Raw genomic sequence first — 15,111 nt, 5'->3', positions numbered from 1 at the left:
CAGGCTCTCATGCTTCGATAGGCTCAGCACTAGGAGATCATAGTTCGGACGTCGTCCTGAGCTTGTCGAAGGACGAGGCGCGCTCCGCGAACAGGGCAATCAATGACCAGCAGCCACATCGACAGCTATTACGCCCGCACAGCCACGCCGATACCACCACGGCCGCCGCTCAGTGGCGATATCGAAACAGACATCTGCATCATCGGCGGTGGTCTGGCGGGGTTGTCGACCGCGCTGGGGCTTGCCGAGCGCGGCAAGCGGGTTGTCGTTCTCGAGGCGCGACGGGTCGCCTGGGGTGCCTCCGGGCGCAACGGCGGTTTCGTGTCGGCGGGCTTTGCGAGCGGCCCCGAGGCGGTGGTGAAGCGGGTCGGACGCGACCACGCGCGCGAGCTGCACGCTCTGACGCGGGATGCGGTGCGGCTGGTGCGACGCCGCATCGACGACCATGCGATTCCCTGTCGGCCGGTCAATTTCGGCGCATTGAAAGCCTGGTGGACGGACGATCCCGAGGCGGCCAAGCGCGAGCAGGCCTATATGGCCGAGACCTTCGGCGTCGAACTCGAATTCTGGCCGCGCGAGCGTCTGCGCGGCGAGCTGGTCACCCGGCGCTATCACGACGCCCTCTACGATCCGAACGCCTTCCACTTCCACCCACTGAACTATGCGATCGGTATCGCCGCCGCCGTGGAGGCGCAGGACGGCGCCATCTACGAGGACTCCGCCGTGACCGGGATGGAGCTCGACGCGCCAACCAAGACCATCAGCACTGCCGATGGCTGGGTTCGCGCGAAGACTGTTGTGATCGCCTGCGGCGGCTATATCGACGGGCTGCATCCACGCCTCTCGGCGGCGGTTCAACCGATCGCGACCTATGTCATGGTGACGGAGCCGCTGGGCGACCGGTTGCGGACGGCGATTCGCTCACCCTACGCGATCATCGATTCCCGCTTCGACTTCGACTATTACCGGCCGCTCGCCGACACGCGGATCCTCTGGGGCGGCGGCATTACGATCCGCCGGACGGAGCCGCGGCGCCTGGCGCGGATCATGCTCGGCAAGCTCATGAAGGTCTATCCGCAGCTCGACGGCGTCAAGGTCGAGGCGGCCTGGGCCGGGCTGATGGGTTATCCCACGCACGCCATGCCGCAGCTCGGCGAGGTTTCGCCGGGCGCTTGGTACTGCATGGGCTTCGGCGGCCACGGCATGGCGACCACGACCATGGCCGGCGAGCTGATCGCCGGCGCCATCGCCGAAGGCGACGATCGCTACAGGCTGTTCGCCCCCTTCGGCCTGAACTGGACGGGCGGACCGGCCGGGCTCGCCGCCGTGCAGATGGTCTACTGGTCCTACCAGTTCCGCGACTGGCTTAAAGGTTAGACCGAGGTTTAGACCGCCAGCTCGCGCTTGAACGGCACGGGCGGCGCCGGCGGTTCGCCGAACTCGCGGGCGTAGCGGTGGCCGGCATAGACGGCCATTGCGATGGTGCCTGGCGCGAGGCAGTCGCCGATCGCCGTCACCGACCGGATACCCGCCGCGGCGAGCGCGTCCGGATCTGTGCGAAGCTCCCGGTAGAGCCCCTCCTCCGGCCAGCGTGCCGTTACGGTCACCACCGAGGCGCAAGGCTGGCGCGCAGGGCGTCCAGTGAAGACGCAGGCCAGTTCGACCGCCTCGCCGTCAAAGCCGGTCACCGTCCGGTTGGGAACGATCTCCACACCGAGTTCCAGCAGCCGCTTCTGGATGTGCTTCACTTCGAGCGTGTTGGCGGTCCAGACGGACGCAGCCTCCGCCGGTGTCACCAGCGTGACCTCCAGCCCCTCCCGGCGCAGCTTCTCCGCCAGCACGCCGCCCATATAGAAATGATCGTCGTCGAAGACCACCACGGGACCGGCGGGCATGGCGCCCGCCATGATATCGTCCGGCGTGTAGACACCCGCTCCGTCGAAACCCGGCACCGGTCGAATACGGTCACGGCCGACGCCGTCGCGCCGCCAGCGCGCGCCGGTCGCGACGACGACATGCGGAAAGCCGAACTCGCGGACATGCTCGGCCGTCAGGCGGCTGTCACGGTAGATCTCGACATTCGGCAACTTGCCAAGCTGGTAGACGCGATAGTCACGCACCCGCGCCCACTCGGCGAGGCCTGGCAGGCGCGATTCGGCGGAGACGCGGCCGCCCAAGTCCGTTGTCGCCTCGGCGAGATGGACCGCATAGCCGCGCTGTCCCAGTGCTCGCGTGCACTCCAGCCCGGCCGGCCCGGCGCCGACCACCAGCACGGACTCGTCCGATGTCTTCGCCGGGATGACTTCCGGATGCCACCCCTTGCGCCACTCCTCGCCCATGGTCGGGTTCTGCGTGCAGCGGATCGGGGTGATGGTGAAATCCCCGCTGACACAGATGTTGCAGCCGATGCATTCGCGGATGTCGTCCGGCCTGCCCTCCTCGATCTTCTTGGGCAGAAACGGATCGGCGATCGACGGGCGGGCGGCCCCGATCATGTCGAGCACGCCGCGGCGGATCATCGACACCATGGTGTCCGGTGAGGTGAAGCGGCCGACTCCGACGACGGGTTTGCTCGTGACTTTCTTCACGAAGGCGATATGGCGCTCCTGCGAGCCTTCGGGATGAAAGCGCGAGGTGGTGGAATCGTTGAACCAGGAACTGACATTCACGTCCCACAGGTCCGGCAGCTCGGCCAGCATCTCGATGACGTCGCGCCCCTCGGCCTCGCTGGTGAGGCCGTCCTCGCCCAGCAGCTCCTCCACGGCCATGCGGACCACGACGGCGCAGCGATCGCCGACCGCCTCCTTCGTGTCCTCGATGACCTCGCGGAACAGCCGGACCCGGTTCTCGAGGCTGCCGCCATATTCGTCGATGCGGTCGTTGCGGCGGCGCTGCAGGAAATGCATCGGCAGCGACAGATCATGGCCGGCATAAACATAGATAACGTCGAACCCGGCCTTGCGGGCGCGCTTGGCGGCATCGCGATGCCATTGCCGATAAGCACGGATATCGGCCTTGTCCATCGCGCGGGCCTGCACCGGCGCATAGCCGTTGACCGGCTGATGCGACGGGCCGATTGGCACCTCCCGGCTGTAGAGATTGCCGCAGGACGGGCCGTTATGGACCAGTTCGACCCCGGCCAACGCGTCATGCCGATGCACGGCTTCCGCCATCAACGCGAGCCCGGGGATGTCGTCATCGTCCCACAGCCGCGCCTCGGCATAGGGCGCGACGTCACCGCTGGGATGGATCTCGCATTCCTCGGTGCAGATCACCGCCCAGCCGCCCTCCGCCTTCATGCCTCGCATCGCCGCGACTGCGCGCGGCATCGGATGGCCCATGCCGTTGCAATGCGGCACCTGGTAGAAGCGGTTCTTGGCCGTCACCGGGCCGATCTTCACCGGCTCGAATAGAATGTCGTATCGCGGATCGCGCGTCATATCGCCCCCTATGGAAGCTCCGATTCGATGTCGTCCGCACTGTAGGAGTCTCCGGCAGGCCCTGTCCACGGCCTGCATTCGCTTCCGGAGAGATCGAGAGAGTCGGATTTGCGACAGTCGAAATCGGGCAAATTTGCTATATAACGCAATGGTTCCAGAGATCGAGGTGCCGCCATGTCGAACGCGACCATCGCCCGTCCCGCCTGGGAGAAGAAGCTTCATGCCGATCCGGCACGCTCCTATACCCTGCCCGCGCGATACTATACGTCGGCGGAGATCTTCGAGCAGGAGCGGGAGCTGGTGTTCTTCCACTCGTGGCAGTATGTCGGCCATGTCGAGGACCTGCCGGAGGTGGGCAGCTATCTCACCTGCAACGTACTCGACCAGAATCTTTTCGTGACCCGCGGGAAGGACGAGAAGCTCCGCGCATTCTACAATGTCTGCTCCCACCGCGCGCACGAGCTGCTGCGCGGTGCCGGCAAGGCCAGGGTGATTACCTGTCCCTATCATGCCTGGTCCTATCACCTCGATGGCGCGTTGCGGACCGCGCGTGGCAGCGAGAACGTCGACGGCTTCAACAAGGGCGAGTTCTGCCTGAAGGAGGTCCGGCTGGAGACGTTCGGGCCGCTAATCTTCGTCAATCTCGACCCGGACGCGGTACCGCTCGCCGAACAGTCCGGCGATCTCATGGCGGAGCTGCGCCACCACATCCCCGATCTCGACCGGCTGACCAAGGCGGCGACAGCGAGCTGGGTCGTCGAGGCGAACTGGAAGGTGATCGTCGACAACTTTCTCGAATGCTATCACTGCGAGCCTGCGCATCCCGCCTTCGCGCAGCTCGTCGACATGGACAGCTACCGGTCGCAGACGCATGGGATCTACTCGACCCATGTCAGCCGCAGCGGACGGCCCGACAACAAGGCCTTCAAGTTCGACCCGAAGGACGACTCGCAGGTCGGTGCGTTCTGGTGGCTATGGCCGACCACGACGATCAACGTCTCGCCCGGCGCCAGCAACATGGCGATGTTCTATCTGAAGCCGTTGGGTCCGAACCGGACCCTGGAGATCACCGACTATTACTTCATGAGCAAGGAGCTCAACGAACAGCAGCAGGCGCGGATCGACTACGCCAACGACATCCTGACGATCGAAGACAACACCCTCTGCGAGTCGGTGCAGCGCGGCCTGCACTCACGCGGCTACACGCAAGGCCGCTTCATCGTCGACCGTGAGCGCACCCAGATCAGCGAACATGCGGTGCATCACTTCCACCAGCTCGTGGCGACAGCATTGGATGGGGCGACCACATAGGGTCGCCCCTACATCAAATCGGAAATCCGTAGGGGCGGCCCTGCGTGGCCGCCCTACTCCGCCGCGGTCGAGATCACCGGCTCGAAATGCTTCAGCTCATCGAGCGGAATATGGCAGAGGATGCGATGGCCGGATGCGGTGCGATGCTCCGGCGGCGGCGTGGTGTCGCAGATCTCGCCGATCTTGCGCGGGCAGCGCGTGGCGAAGGGGCAGCCCTTCGGAATATCGGTCACGCTCGGGATCGAGCCTTCCAGGATGATGCGCTTCTGCTGCAGGTCCGGGTCCGGGATCGGCACCGCGGACAGCAGCGCCTCCGTATAGGGATGGTAGGGCGGGTTGAAGACGTCCTCGACCGAGCCGAACTCGACCACCTTGCCGAGATACATCACCGCCACCCGGTCGGCCAGGTAGCGGACGACCGACAGGTCGTGCGAGATGAAGAGCAGCGTCGCGTCCCGTCCGCTCTGGATCTCCATCAGCAGATTGATGATCGCCGCTTGGACCGAGACGTCGAGCGCCGACACCGGCTCGTCCGCCACCACCAGATCGGGATCGCCGGCAAGCGCGCGGGCGATCGCGACCCGCTGCTTCTGGCCACCGGAGAGCTGGCGCGGCTTGCGCATCACGAAGTCGGCCGGCAGCTTCACGGTCTCCATCAGTTGGCGCGCCTCCTGACGCGCCTGCCGGCCGCCGATCCTTTTCAGCCGCCGCAGCGAGCGTGAAATGGCGTAGCCGACCGAGTGACTGGGATTCAGCGTGCTGTCGGGGTTCTGGAAGACCATCTGCAGCTTCCGCTTGATCTCGGTCCCGCGCTTCTCCACGGACAGCTTGCCGATATCCGTTTCCTCGAGACGGACGGTCCCGCTAGTCGCCTCCTCCAGCCCGGTCAGGACCTTCGCCAAGGTCGACTTGCCACAGCCTGACTCGCCGACGATGGCGAGCGTCGTCCCGCGCTTTGCGGACAGGCTGATATCGTTCAGCGCCTTGACGTCATATCCACCCTCGCCGCCGAAGATGCTCGCCGCCTGGTGATAGATCTTCCGCAGATGCTCGATCTCCAGCACCGAGTCAGCCTCGCGTTCTTCCGCCGCGACAGCGGCGGCAGAGGTGGCGGTCGTCGGCCTCCGATAGGGATCGAGCTCGTCATAGCGTACACATTGCACGCGGTGACGACCGCTGTCGCGCACATGCTCCATGGGGATTCGATGGTCGGTGCAGCGCCCCTGCACCACATAGGCGCAGCGCGACGAAAAAATGCAGCCTTTCGGCCGGTGCAGCGCCGGCGGCACCTGGCCCGGGATCGGCACGAGCGGCGTGGAATGCTTGTCGCTGCCGAGCGCCGGGATGCAGTTCAGCAGGCCGCGCGTGTAGGGATGGCTGGGCCGGCGGAACACCTCGCTGATCGGCCCCTCCTCGACCAGCTCGCCGGCATACATGACGCCGATCCGGTCGCAGATCCGCACCACGGTGCCGAGATTGTGGCTGATGAAGACGATCGCCGAATTGTGAACCTGCCGAAGCCTGCGGACGAGATCGAGCACCGCCGCCTCGACCGTCACATCGAGCCCTGTCGTCGGTTCGTCCATGACCAGCAGCGACGGTTCGGCCATCAGCGCCATGGCGATGACCACCCGCTGCTGCTGCCCGCCGGAGAGCTGATGCGGATAGCGTTCGAAAACGCTTTCGGGATCGGGGAGGTTGACTTCCTTCAGCATATGAAGGGCACGGATGCGCGCTTCCTTCTTGCTCGCGCCCTGATGGATGATCGGCACTTCTATGAGCTGCTGCCCGATCCGCATGACCGGATTCAGACTGCTCATCGGGTCCTGATAGACCATGGCCATCTTGCCGCCACGGATCTGCCGCAGCTCCGCCGCCGACATGCTGCTCATGTCGCGGCCCTCGAACAGGATCCGGCCGCTGGTCAGACGGCCGGCGCCGCCAAGATAGGACATCACGGCGAAAGCGACGGTCGATTTACCGCAGCCCGATTCGCCGACCAGACCCAGCGCTTCCCCCTGCTCCAGCTTGAAGCTGAGGTCCGGAACGACATTTATCTCGCCGGCCCGGGTGAAGTACGAGATGCTGGCATTCTGAAGTTCGAGAACGGGAGTTTGCTGTGTCACGTCGTCCTCTCAATCGCGGAGGCTGATTTCACGCAAACCGTCTGCCAGCAAGTTGAAGCCGACAACGAGGGATGAAATGGCGGCGCAGGGAATCAGCGCCATATGCGGCCAGATCGACATGAAGCCGTAAGTGTCCTTGACCATGCCGCCCCAGTCCGGGTCCGGCGGCGGCAGGCCGAGGCCGAGGAAGCCGAGGACGCCGATCGCGATGATCGTGTAGCCCATCCGAAGGCAGGCATCGACGATCAACGGTCCGCGCGCGTTCGGTAGGATCTCAACGAGCATGATGTACCAGGTGGACTCGCCCCGCATCTTCGCTGCGGCGACGTAATCCCGCTCGCGGATCTCGAGCGTCAGGCCACGCACGATCCGTATGATCTGCGGCGCTGCCGTGAAGGTGACTGCAATGACGATATTGGCCGCCGATGGGCCATAGGTCGCGATGATGATGATGTAGAGGATGATCACCGGAAAGGACAGGATGATGTCGGCGATCCGCATCATCACGGTATCCATCCAGCCGCGGTAATAGCCGGCCAGAAGCCCGAACAGGCAGCCGATCACATAGGCGCAGATAACGGCGATCGGCGCCACCGTCAGCACCGTCCGGGAGCCCCAGATGACGCGCGACAGCATGTCGCGTCCCTGATTGTCGGTGCCCAGCCAGTGCTCGGCGGAGGGCGTCGGATCGGCGAGCGCCAGATAGTCGTTGGCGTTTGGGTCATAAGGCGCCAGGAACGGCGCGAACAGCGCGACCAAAGCCCAGAACAACACCAGGGCAGCGCCGACCATGCCAACCGGCGACTCGCGAAGCAGCGCAATCTGGCGTAGCCGGCCGGTCACCGGCGCCAGCAGGCTTCGACGTGTCGGTCCGGGTGAAGTCTCGACGGCCATCGGCGCCCCCCTCAGCTGAACCGGATGCGGGGGTTGAGCAGCATATAGCCGAAATCCCCGATGATCTGCGCCATCACGGTGATGAAGACAGCGACCAGGGTCGCGGCCTCGATCACCGCAACGTCCTGCGACAGCCCCGCCTCTAGGATCAGGCGGCCGAAGCCCGGATAGGCGAACACGGCCTCGACCACGACAACGCCAGTCACGAGATAGTTGATCTGCAGGAGAATCACCGTGAAGGGCGCGATCATGGCGTTTCGCAACGCGTGCTTCAGAATCACGTCGCGGAAGGAGAGACCCTTCAGAATCGCCGTTCGGATATAGGGTCGCGTCATCACCTCGACCATCGAGGCGCGAACCATGCGGACCACATAGCCGAGGTCATAGAGCACCATCACCGCGACCGGCAGCACGAGTTGCGAGGCCAGTGGCCAGCCGCCGCCCGTGTTGAGCGTCGAAGTCCCAGGCAGCCACCCCAGCCAGATCACGAAGATGCTGACCAGGAAAACGCCGGAGGCGAACTCCGGAATGGAGGTCGTGACGATGCCGCCGATCGATATAGTTCGGTCGAGCAGCGACGCCTCCCGCATGCCGGCGGCGACGCCGAGGATGATCGAGGCCGGGACGATGATGGCGAACGCAATGGCCGCAAGGATCGCCGTGTTTCCCAGGCGGTCCCAGAGGACGTTGGCCACCGGCTGCTTGTAGAGCGTCGAACGGCCGAGATCCCCCTGCAGGACGTTCCCGGCCCATTCGAGATAGCGCACGACGACGGGCCGGTTCAGCCCCATCTCCTCGGTCAGCATGTCGACCTGAAGCTGGGTGGCGAAGGGGCCGAGAACCTTGCGGGCCACCTGACCGGGCGTGAATTCCATGATCGTGAAGATCGCGAATGAAACCACGACCATGGTCAGCAGCAGATAACCTGCTCTTTTGGCGAAGAAAGCGGTCATGCCGGGTCGTCCCCCCCCAGCCTCAAACTCCGGCGCGTCGACGCGAGGAGGAAGGGACGGGCGCGGTCAGCGCACCGTCCCCGAGCCGCCTCATGCCTCCTCAAACGACCAGTTCTCGCAAAAGAAGTAGGAGGTCGGATGGGCCTCATAGCCTTTCAGCCGCTTGTCCATGGCCGTGAACCAGGCGCGCCACAGCGGGATACAGGCAGGGCCGTCTTCCAGCATGACATTCTCAAGTTCGACCATCACCTTGCGGCGCTCGTCGACATCGAGGATACCCTCGGCCTTGGTCAGTAGCGCGTCGAACTCCGGATTCGAATAGAAGCTCTCGTTCCACGGCACGCCCGTGCGGTAGGCCAGACCCAGGGCCATGACACCCAGCGGCCGGTGCGTCCAGGTCGTAAAGGCGAAGGGCGCGGTCGGCTTGTTCCAGATCTCCCAATACTGTGTCGAGGGCAGCACGCTGATCTTCACCCGTACGCCGATCTGCTGCCACATCTGCGCCATCGCCTGCACCGCGATTGGCTCCCACTCGGGATCTCCCTTGCAGAAGATCTCGGTGTCGAACCCGTCCGGATGGCCGGCCTCTGCGAGCAGCGCCTTCGCACCCTCAATGTCCTGCTTCATGAAGCCGACATCGGCATATTCGGGATGGACCTCGCAGACATGATGGTGCTCGCCCGGCAGACCCAGGCCGAGATGGGCCACCTGCAGCAGCTTTTCGGTATCGAGCGCCAGCCGCATCGCCTTGCGAACCCGGGCATCGCCCCACGGCTTGTGCTGGGGCTGCATGCGGGCCACACCCGTCTGGGCGGTGCCCACCTGATGGATCTGAACATGCTCCATCTTCTGCAAGGCGGCATATTGCTGCGTCGAGCCTTCATACAGGCCGTGCACCTGGCCGGAAGAGAGCGCTGCCACCTCGGTCGCCGCGTCGTCGCCATTATCGATGAACTCGATGGTCTCGATCGCCGCCGGCTTGCCCCAATAGCCCTCACGCCGCTTCAGCACGACCTTTCTGCCCACTTCATACTCGGTCATGCTGTAGGCGCCGGTGCCGATCGACCCGACGCCGAAGACGCCGTTCTCGCTCGGATGCAGGATCAGTGCGGGATAGTGGAACAGATGCTCCGGAACGGCGAGCTGTGCAGACCGGCAGTTCAGGCGGATCGTATAGTCATCGACCTGCTCGATGGCCTTGGGATCCCACAGTTCCGTACCCTCATCGTTCATCAGATAGCCCTTGATGAGGCCGAGGACCGAGGAGCCCACCGCGGGATCGGCCCAGCGCTTCAGGTTCCAGATCGCGTGATCGGCCACGAATTCGTCGCCGTTGGACCATTTGACCCCTTGCTTCAGGTTCAGCGTCCAGGTCTTCAGGTCGTCGCTCGCCTCCCAGTTCTCGAGCAGGATGGGATGCGTGATGTTCTCCGAGTCGGTCCGGGTTAGATAATCGCAGACCTGCCGCGCTACGTTCGAATCATACACCCATGAATAGGTTGCCGGATTCTCCAGCGTACCCACTCGCATCGAGATCCGCACCGTGGCGTTCGACTGCGCCCGCGCCGGGGCGACCAAGCCCTTCTGGGTAATTCCGGCGAAGCCATAGGCCGCCGTGGCCGACAGGCCGAGCAGCGTCGAGGTCCGCAGGAACTCGCGCCGGTCGACCCTGCCCTCCTGAAGCTGATCGACCAGCTTCGGCAGGTAGGAATGAATTTTCTTCAGGTCTTCAGACATTATTGTCTCCCCGTCAGGTTCAGCGTCTGACTTATCAGAATGTTAACGTCGATGCGTGAGCCAAAGTGCGTTTCCCCGCATGTCGCCGGTCGCACCGATTTATCCCGAGTCCTAGCAAACCATTCTTTGCGGAGGTGGTTCAAGGATTTCCTCACCGAGCCGTGCCCGACGGATGAGTGGAGCGTCGTCGGGACAGCAGCCAGGCGGCCCCCGTCCCTGCAATCGAAGCTGCCGCTGCCCCCCACCGTCTGTTTGACCAACGACCTTTTATGTGTCGCTTGCGACGCGCGACCGATCAGCGCCCCCTCCCCTCCGGATATCACGCCGCGCAATGGAACGGTAGCTTGGCGCCGAAGGGCGACCTGGGATAGCGTCCTTCGCTACCGCCGTCACCGGCCGGCGGACATCAACCCGACATTCCGCATCCAGACTCCGAGCTCAAGATGGATAGAACCGACGTCGAAATTATCGAGAAAAGAAACGCTTACAGCGGATATTTCAGAATCGACTCATATCGATTGCGACACCGGCTGCATGCCGGTGGATGGAGTCGTCCGATGGATCGGGAAGTCTTCGAGCGCGGCCATGTCGCCGCGGTCCTTCCCTATGATCCCGACCGCGATGCGGTCGTCCTGCTCGAGCAGTTCCGGATCGGCGCCTATCTGGCCGAGTTCCCGCCCTGGCAGACCGAAATTGTCGCCGGCATCATTGAGGCGGGCGAGACGGTCGAGGCGGTCGCCGTGCGCGAGACGCAAGAGGAGGCCGGGTGCGCGATCCTCGATCTGGCGCCGATCTGCCGCTATCTGGTCAGCCCCGGCGGCGCGACCGAGTCCGTTGCCGTCTATTGTGGTCGGGTCGACAGCCGCGGCGTCGGCGGCATCCACGGCCTTGCCCACGAGCATGAGGACATCCGCGTCGAGGTGGTTCCATTCGAGGCCATCGCCAGCCGTCTCGAGCAGGAGAAGGTCGGCAATGCGGTGACGATCATCGCCCTTCAATGGCTGCTGCTCCATCACGACGATCTGCGTCGCCGATGGGCTCCAGCTGACACAAGTCACCGATGAACCGCCTCGCCGTCGCCCGCCGGTCGCGATCGAAGCCAAGATCCTGCGCCTGACCGATGGCCGCTTCCGCAATACCGACCCGATGCAGACCAACCTTTCCGTTGCGCTCGGAAGGACGGTGTTGCTCGCAGTCGACGGAATTCAGGTAATCGTCACCGAAAGCTGCCAGTCGCGAACGACCCGGCTTACTTCGCGCTTGACGGGATCGATCTGGCGGCGGTGCGGCTGCTCTGCATCAAGGTCAAGAACCATTTCCGCGCAGCCTTTGCCCCGCTCTGCCGCGCGATCATTGAGATCGACGCGCCGGGTCCCGCCTCACCTGACCTGCGGCGATACGGATTTCGGCAGGCTCCTCAGGAGCTTTACCCGCTCAATTTTCCAGAATAGTCGCCAGAATAGCCGAATGTCTTGCTGAGGGCAAAACGATCGGGAAAACTATAGCGGGATAACCGGAAAGCATCCGGCACGGGGGAAGCATGCAAAACGGAAGATCGAGCCGCTATGCCGGCATTTGGCGGACAGTTTTTATTGCCGCCTTATCGGCTTTCACGCTCCTCGGCTGCGTCGAGCCGGGCGAGTTTCATCCGGTTCCTTATAATGAAAGTCAGGACGACCCCGACGACAACTTGGTCAGGGTCTTTTCCCGGGGGAAAATCGCACCGGAGAACTACGACGTAATCTCCGAGGTCACCGGCCATTCATGCCAGACAAGGCAATATGGCGCCAGCGCGAGTGAAAGGGAGGCGCTGCTGCTGTTGCGGCGAGAGGCCTATGCCGTGGGCGCGGACGGCATTGTCGATCTGCAGTGTCGGGTGAGGGGTTATGGCCTGTCCTTGTCGAGCAATTGCTGGACCGAGGCCGAATGCCGGGGATTGGCGATCAAAGTGAACCCAACGACGGCGGGAACGGCCGACTCGGGGGGAAAGTCGGGATCCGGCTTCATCGTCAATTCCGACGGATATCTCCTGACCAATGCCCACGTCGTCGAGGGATGCACGACCTTCAATGGGCAAGTGGGCCACGACCGGTCGCCCCTCACCGTCATCAAGGTTGATCCTGTGAATGACCTCGCGGTGCTGAAGATGGCCGAGGGCACCACCGCGGTCGCGACCTTCCGGGATGGCGAGCGTGTGCGTGCCGGCGAGGGGGTGGTCGCCGTCGGGTTCCCGCTGCAGCATGTCCTGGCGGAGCAGATCAACGTCACCTCCGGCGTGGTGAGCGCTCTGGCGGGGCTGCACAACGATGCCCGCCGGCTGCAGATCACGGTGCCGGTTCAGCCTGGCAACAGCGGCGGCCCGCTCATCGATTCGAGCGGGAACGTCGTCGGTGTCATCGTCTCCAGCTTGAACGCCCTTCGGATGCTTCAGGTGACCGGCAGCCTTTCCGAGAACGTCAACTTCGCCATCAAGGCCGAGGTCGCGCGCACATTCCTGGAAGGACTCGACATCGAGTACCGGCTGGCCGGCCCTGGCAGGGTCATGGGAGCGGCCGATATCGGCGATGCCGCCAAAGCCTACACGGTGTTCATCACCTGCAAATAAGGCCACGTCCGCTTGATTGTCATCCCCCTGCGCGGCTAGAGTACGATCCGATCAGGTTGGACCAACCTGATCGGTGAATCGTCCTCTGAATTCATACAGCTAGAGGCGGATTCACCGATCACATCGGTTCGATGTGATCGGATCAGGCTTTCGTCTGACTCAATGGCGCCGTTCGGCGGCAAGTTGCAATACAAGTGGACTCCATGAACGTTCGCGACGGTTTCATCGATACGATCGGCAATACGCCTCTCATCCGCCTGCGGGCCGCCTCCGAGGCGACCGGCTGTACCATTCTCGGCAAGGCTGAGTTTCTCAACCCCGGCGGCTCGGTGAAGGACCGCGCGGCGCTTGCGATCATACAGGACGCCGAGGCCAACGGCCTGCTGCAGCCGGGCGGTGTGATCGTCGAAGGGACGGCCGGCAACACCGGCATCGGCCTGGCGCTGGTCGGCAATGCGCGCGGCTATCGCACGCTGATCGTCATCCCCGAGACGCAGTCGCAGGAGAAGAAGGACATGCTGCGGCTTTGCGGCGCCGACCTGCGCGAAGTGCCGGCAGTGCCGTACAAGGACCCCAACAACTATGTGAAAGTTTCGGGCCGGCTGGCGGAGGAACTGGCGGCGAGCGAGCCGAACGGGGCGATCTGGGCCAACCAGTTCGACAATACCGCCAACCGGGACGGACATTATCGCACGACCGGGCCCGAGATCTGGGAGCAGACGGAGGGCAAGGTCGACGGCTTCATCTGCGCCGTCGGCACCGGCGGCACGCTGGCGGGCACCGGCATGGCCCTGAAGGAGCGCAATTCGAATATCCGCATCGGCCTTGCCGATCCGATGGGCGCCGCGCTGTTCAACTATTACAAACATGGCGAATTGAAATCGACGGGCAGCTCGATCACCGAGGGCATCGGCCAGGGCCGAATCACGCAGAACCTCGAGGACGCGCCGATCGACGAGGCCTACCAGATCCCGGATGAGGAGGCCCTGCCGCTGATTTTCGATCTGATCCGGCAGGAAGGGCTCGTCCTCGGCGGGTCGAGCGGCATCAACCTCGCAGGCGCGATCCGCTTGGCGCGCGATCTCGGCCCCGGCCACACCATCGTGACCATTCTCGCCGATTCCGGCACTCGCTATCAGAGCAAGATGTTCAACCCGGAGTTCCTTCGCTCGAAGGACCTGCCGGTGCCAGAATGGATGGCATAGCCGATGGATGCGATGCCGGCCACCGAACTCGCCTTCCGCAACGATGCCTATGCCAGGAACTGCACGGCGCGCGTGATCGGCACCGACGACCGCGGCATTCGCCTTGACCGCACCGTGTTCTACCCGACCGGCGGCGGTCAACCGGGCGACATCGGTTCGTTGCACCTCGACGATGGCCGCGTCATCGCCATCGTCGATACGGTGAAGGGCGACGGGCCCGACGACGTGCTTCACGTTCCAACGGAGGGATCGGCGCTGCCCGCGGTCGGCATGGCCGTCACCGCCGAGATCGATTGGGCGCGGCGGCATCGGCTGATGCGCATGCATACCTGCCTGCACCTGCTCTGCGCCGTGGTGATCGGCGACGTGACCGGTGGTCAGGTTGGCGACGGCAAGGGCCGGCTGGATTTCAACCTGCCGGACACGCAGCTCGACAAGGAAGCAATCACCGCAGAGCTCAACCGGCTGATCCAGGAAGATCATGCGGTGCGGCCGCGCTGGATCGCCGACGATGAGTTGGCGGCGCAGCCCGAGCTTGTCCGCACCATGTCGGTCAAGCCGCCGACAGGCCAGGGCCGCGTTCGCCTCCTCGACATCGATGGCGTCGATCTGCAGCCCTGCGGCGGCACGCATGTATCGCGGACCGGCGAGATCGGACCGGTCGAGGTCACCAAGATCGAGAACAAGGGCAAACAGAACCGACGGATCAATCTGGCGTTCCTCTCTTGATCGAGCACCGTCACATGAACACCTCCTTGTTCGCGTCATCTCCATTGTCTTTGCCGGGCTCGCCCCGGCAATCCAGGCCGGCCGCCGCCGGAGAAATTGTCCTGGACGCCC

At 64.1% G+C, this 15,111-nt stretch carries 12 protein-coding genes and 1 pseudogene; 8 read left to right on the top strand and 5 right to left on the bottom strand.

What is annotated here, in order from left to right:
* The first annotated feature begins 102 nt into the window (after positions 1 to 102).
* Positions 103 to 1,377 (top strand): NAD(P)/FAD-dependent oxidoreductase, encoded by a 1,275-nt coding sequence (locus tag DT069_RS01590; RefSeq protein WP_119458501.1) that lies wholly within the window; start codon positions 103 to 105, stop codon positions 1,375 to 1,377.
* Between the two features lie 8 nt (positions 1,378 to 1,385).
* Here the strand turns inward: DT069_RS01590 and DT069_RS01585 are convergent, their stop codons facing one another.
* The gene (locus DT069_RS01585) at positions 1,386 to 3,440 is read right to left on the bottom strand and encodes an oxidoreductase (protein ID WP_119458500.1); all 2,055 of its coding nucleotides are present in this window, start codon (positions 3,438 to 3,440) and stop codon (positions 1,386 to 1,388) included.
* Positions 3,441 to 3,614: 174 nt separating this feature from the next.
* Here DT069_RS01585 and DT069_RS01580 point away from each other — a divergent pair, with 174 nt between their 5' ends.
* Positions 3,615 to 4,751 carry an aromatic ring-hydroxylating oxygenase subunit alpha gene (locus tag DT069_RS01580; protein WP_119458499.1) on the top strand — a complete coding sequence of 379 codons (1,137 nt, stop codon included), beginning with the start codon at positions 3,615 to 3,617 and terminating at the stop codon, positions 4,749 to 4,751.
* Between the two features lie 53 nt (positions 4,752 to 4,804).
* On the opposite strand, the gene DT069_RS01575 is transcribed toward DT069_RS01580, so the two are convergent.
* The 4 genes from DT069_RS01575 to DT069_RS01560 all read right to left on the bottom strand — a co-directional run bounded on the left by DT069_RS01575 (position 4,805) and on the right by DT069_RS01560 (position 10,461).
* Positions 4,805 to 6,877 (bottom strand): dipeptide ABC transporter ATP-binding protein, encoded by a 2,073-nt coding sequence (locus DT069_RS01575; protein ID WP_119458498.1) that lies wholly within the window; start codon positions 6,875 to 6,877, stop codon positions 4,805 to 4,807.
* A gap of 9 nt (positions 6,878 to 6,886) precedes the next feature.
* A complete protein-coding gene (locus DT069_RS01570) occupies positions 6,887 to 7,771 on the bottom strand; it encodes an ABC transporter permease (protein WP_119458497.1) in 885 nt (294 codons plus the stop codon).
* 11 nt (positions 7,772 to 7,782) lie between these two features.
* Positions 7,783 to 8,724, bottom strand: coding sequence for an ABC transporter permease (locus tag DT069_RS01565; protein ID WP_119458496.1), 942 nt, complete (start codon positions 8,722 to 8,724; stop codon positions 7,783 to 7,785).
* Between the two features lie 90 nt (positions 8,725 to 8,814).
* Positions 8,815 to 10,461: an ABC transporter substrate-binding protein gene (locus tag DT069_RS01560; protein ID WP_119458495.1), complete on the bottom strand. Its 1,647-nt coding sequence runs from the start codon at positions 10,459 to 10,461 to the stop codon at positions 8,815 to 8,817.
* Positions 10,462 to 10,904: 443 nt separating this feature from the next.
* Here DT069_RS01560 and DT069_RS01555 point away from each other — a divergent pair, with 443 nt between their 5' ends.
* From DT069_RS01555 to DT069_RS01530, 6 genes and pseudogenes are all read left to right on the top strand, one after another.
* Positions 10,905 to 11,525 carry an NUDIX domain-containing protein gene (locus DT069_RS01555; protein WP_119458494.1) on the top strand — a complete coding sequence of 207 codons (621 nt, stop codon included), beginning with the start codon at positions 10,905 to 10,907 and terminating at the stop codon, positions 11,523 to 11,525.
* A pseudogene (locus tag DT069_RS01550) lies at positions 11,473 to 11,637 on the top strand (hypothetical protein); the annotation flags it as partial. The gene DT069_RS01555 and the pseudogene DT069_RS01550, both read left to right, overlap by 53 nt.
* Positions 11,638 to 11,744: 107 nt before the next feature.
* Positions 11,745 to 11,912, top strand: a complete 168-nt coding sequence (locus DT069_RS01545) for an MlrC C-terminal domain-containing protein (RefSeq protein WP_425449927.1) — start codon at positions 11,745 to 11,747, stop codon at positions 11,910 to 11,912.
* Between the two features lie 89 nt (positions 11,913 to 12,001).
* Entirely contained in the window at positions 12,002 to 13,066 is a 1,065-nt protein-coding gene (locus DT069_RS01540; protein ID WP_119458492.1) for a S1C family serine protease, read from the top strand.
* Between the two features lie 203 nt (positions 13,067 to 13,269).
* On the top strand, positions 13,270 to 14,271 hold the full coding sequence (locus DT069_RS01535) for a cysteine synthase A (RefSeq protein WP_119458491.1): 1,002 nt from the start codon (positions 13,270 to 13,272) through the stop codon (positions 14,269 to 14,271).
* A 12-nt stretch (positions 14,272 to 14,283) separates the two neighbouring features.
* Positions 14,284 to 15,000, top strand: a complete 717-nt coding sequence (locus DT069_RS01530; protein ID WP_162912957.1) for an alanyl-tRNA editing protein — start codon at positions 14,284 to 14,286, stop codon at positions 14,998 to 15,000.
* Positions 15,001 to 15,111: the final 111 nt, after the last annotated feature.

Origin of the sequence: Virgifigura deserti (assembly GCA_003576685.1) — a bacterium.
GTDB classification, from domain to species: Bacteria; Pseudomonadota; Alphaproteobacteria; order Dongiales; family Dongiaceae; genus Virgifigura; species Virgifigura deserti.
Note: the sequence above shows the minus strand (reverse complement) of the source record. Positions and strands in the feature narration are given on the sequence as shown.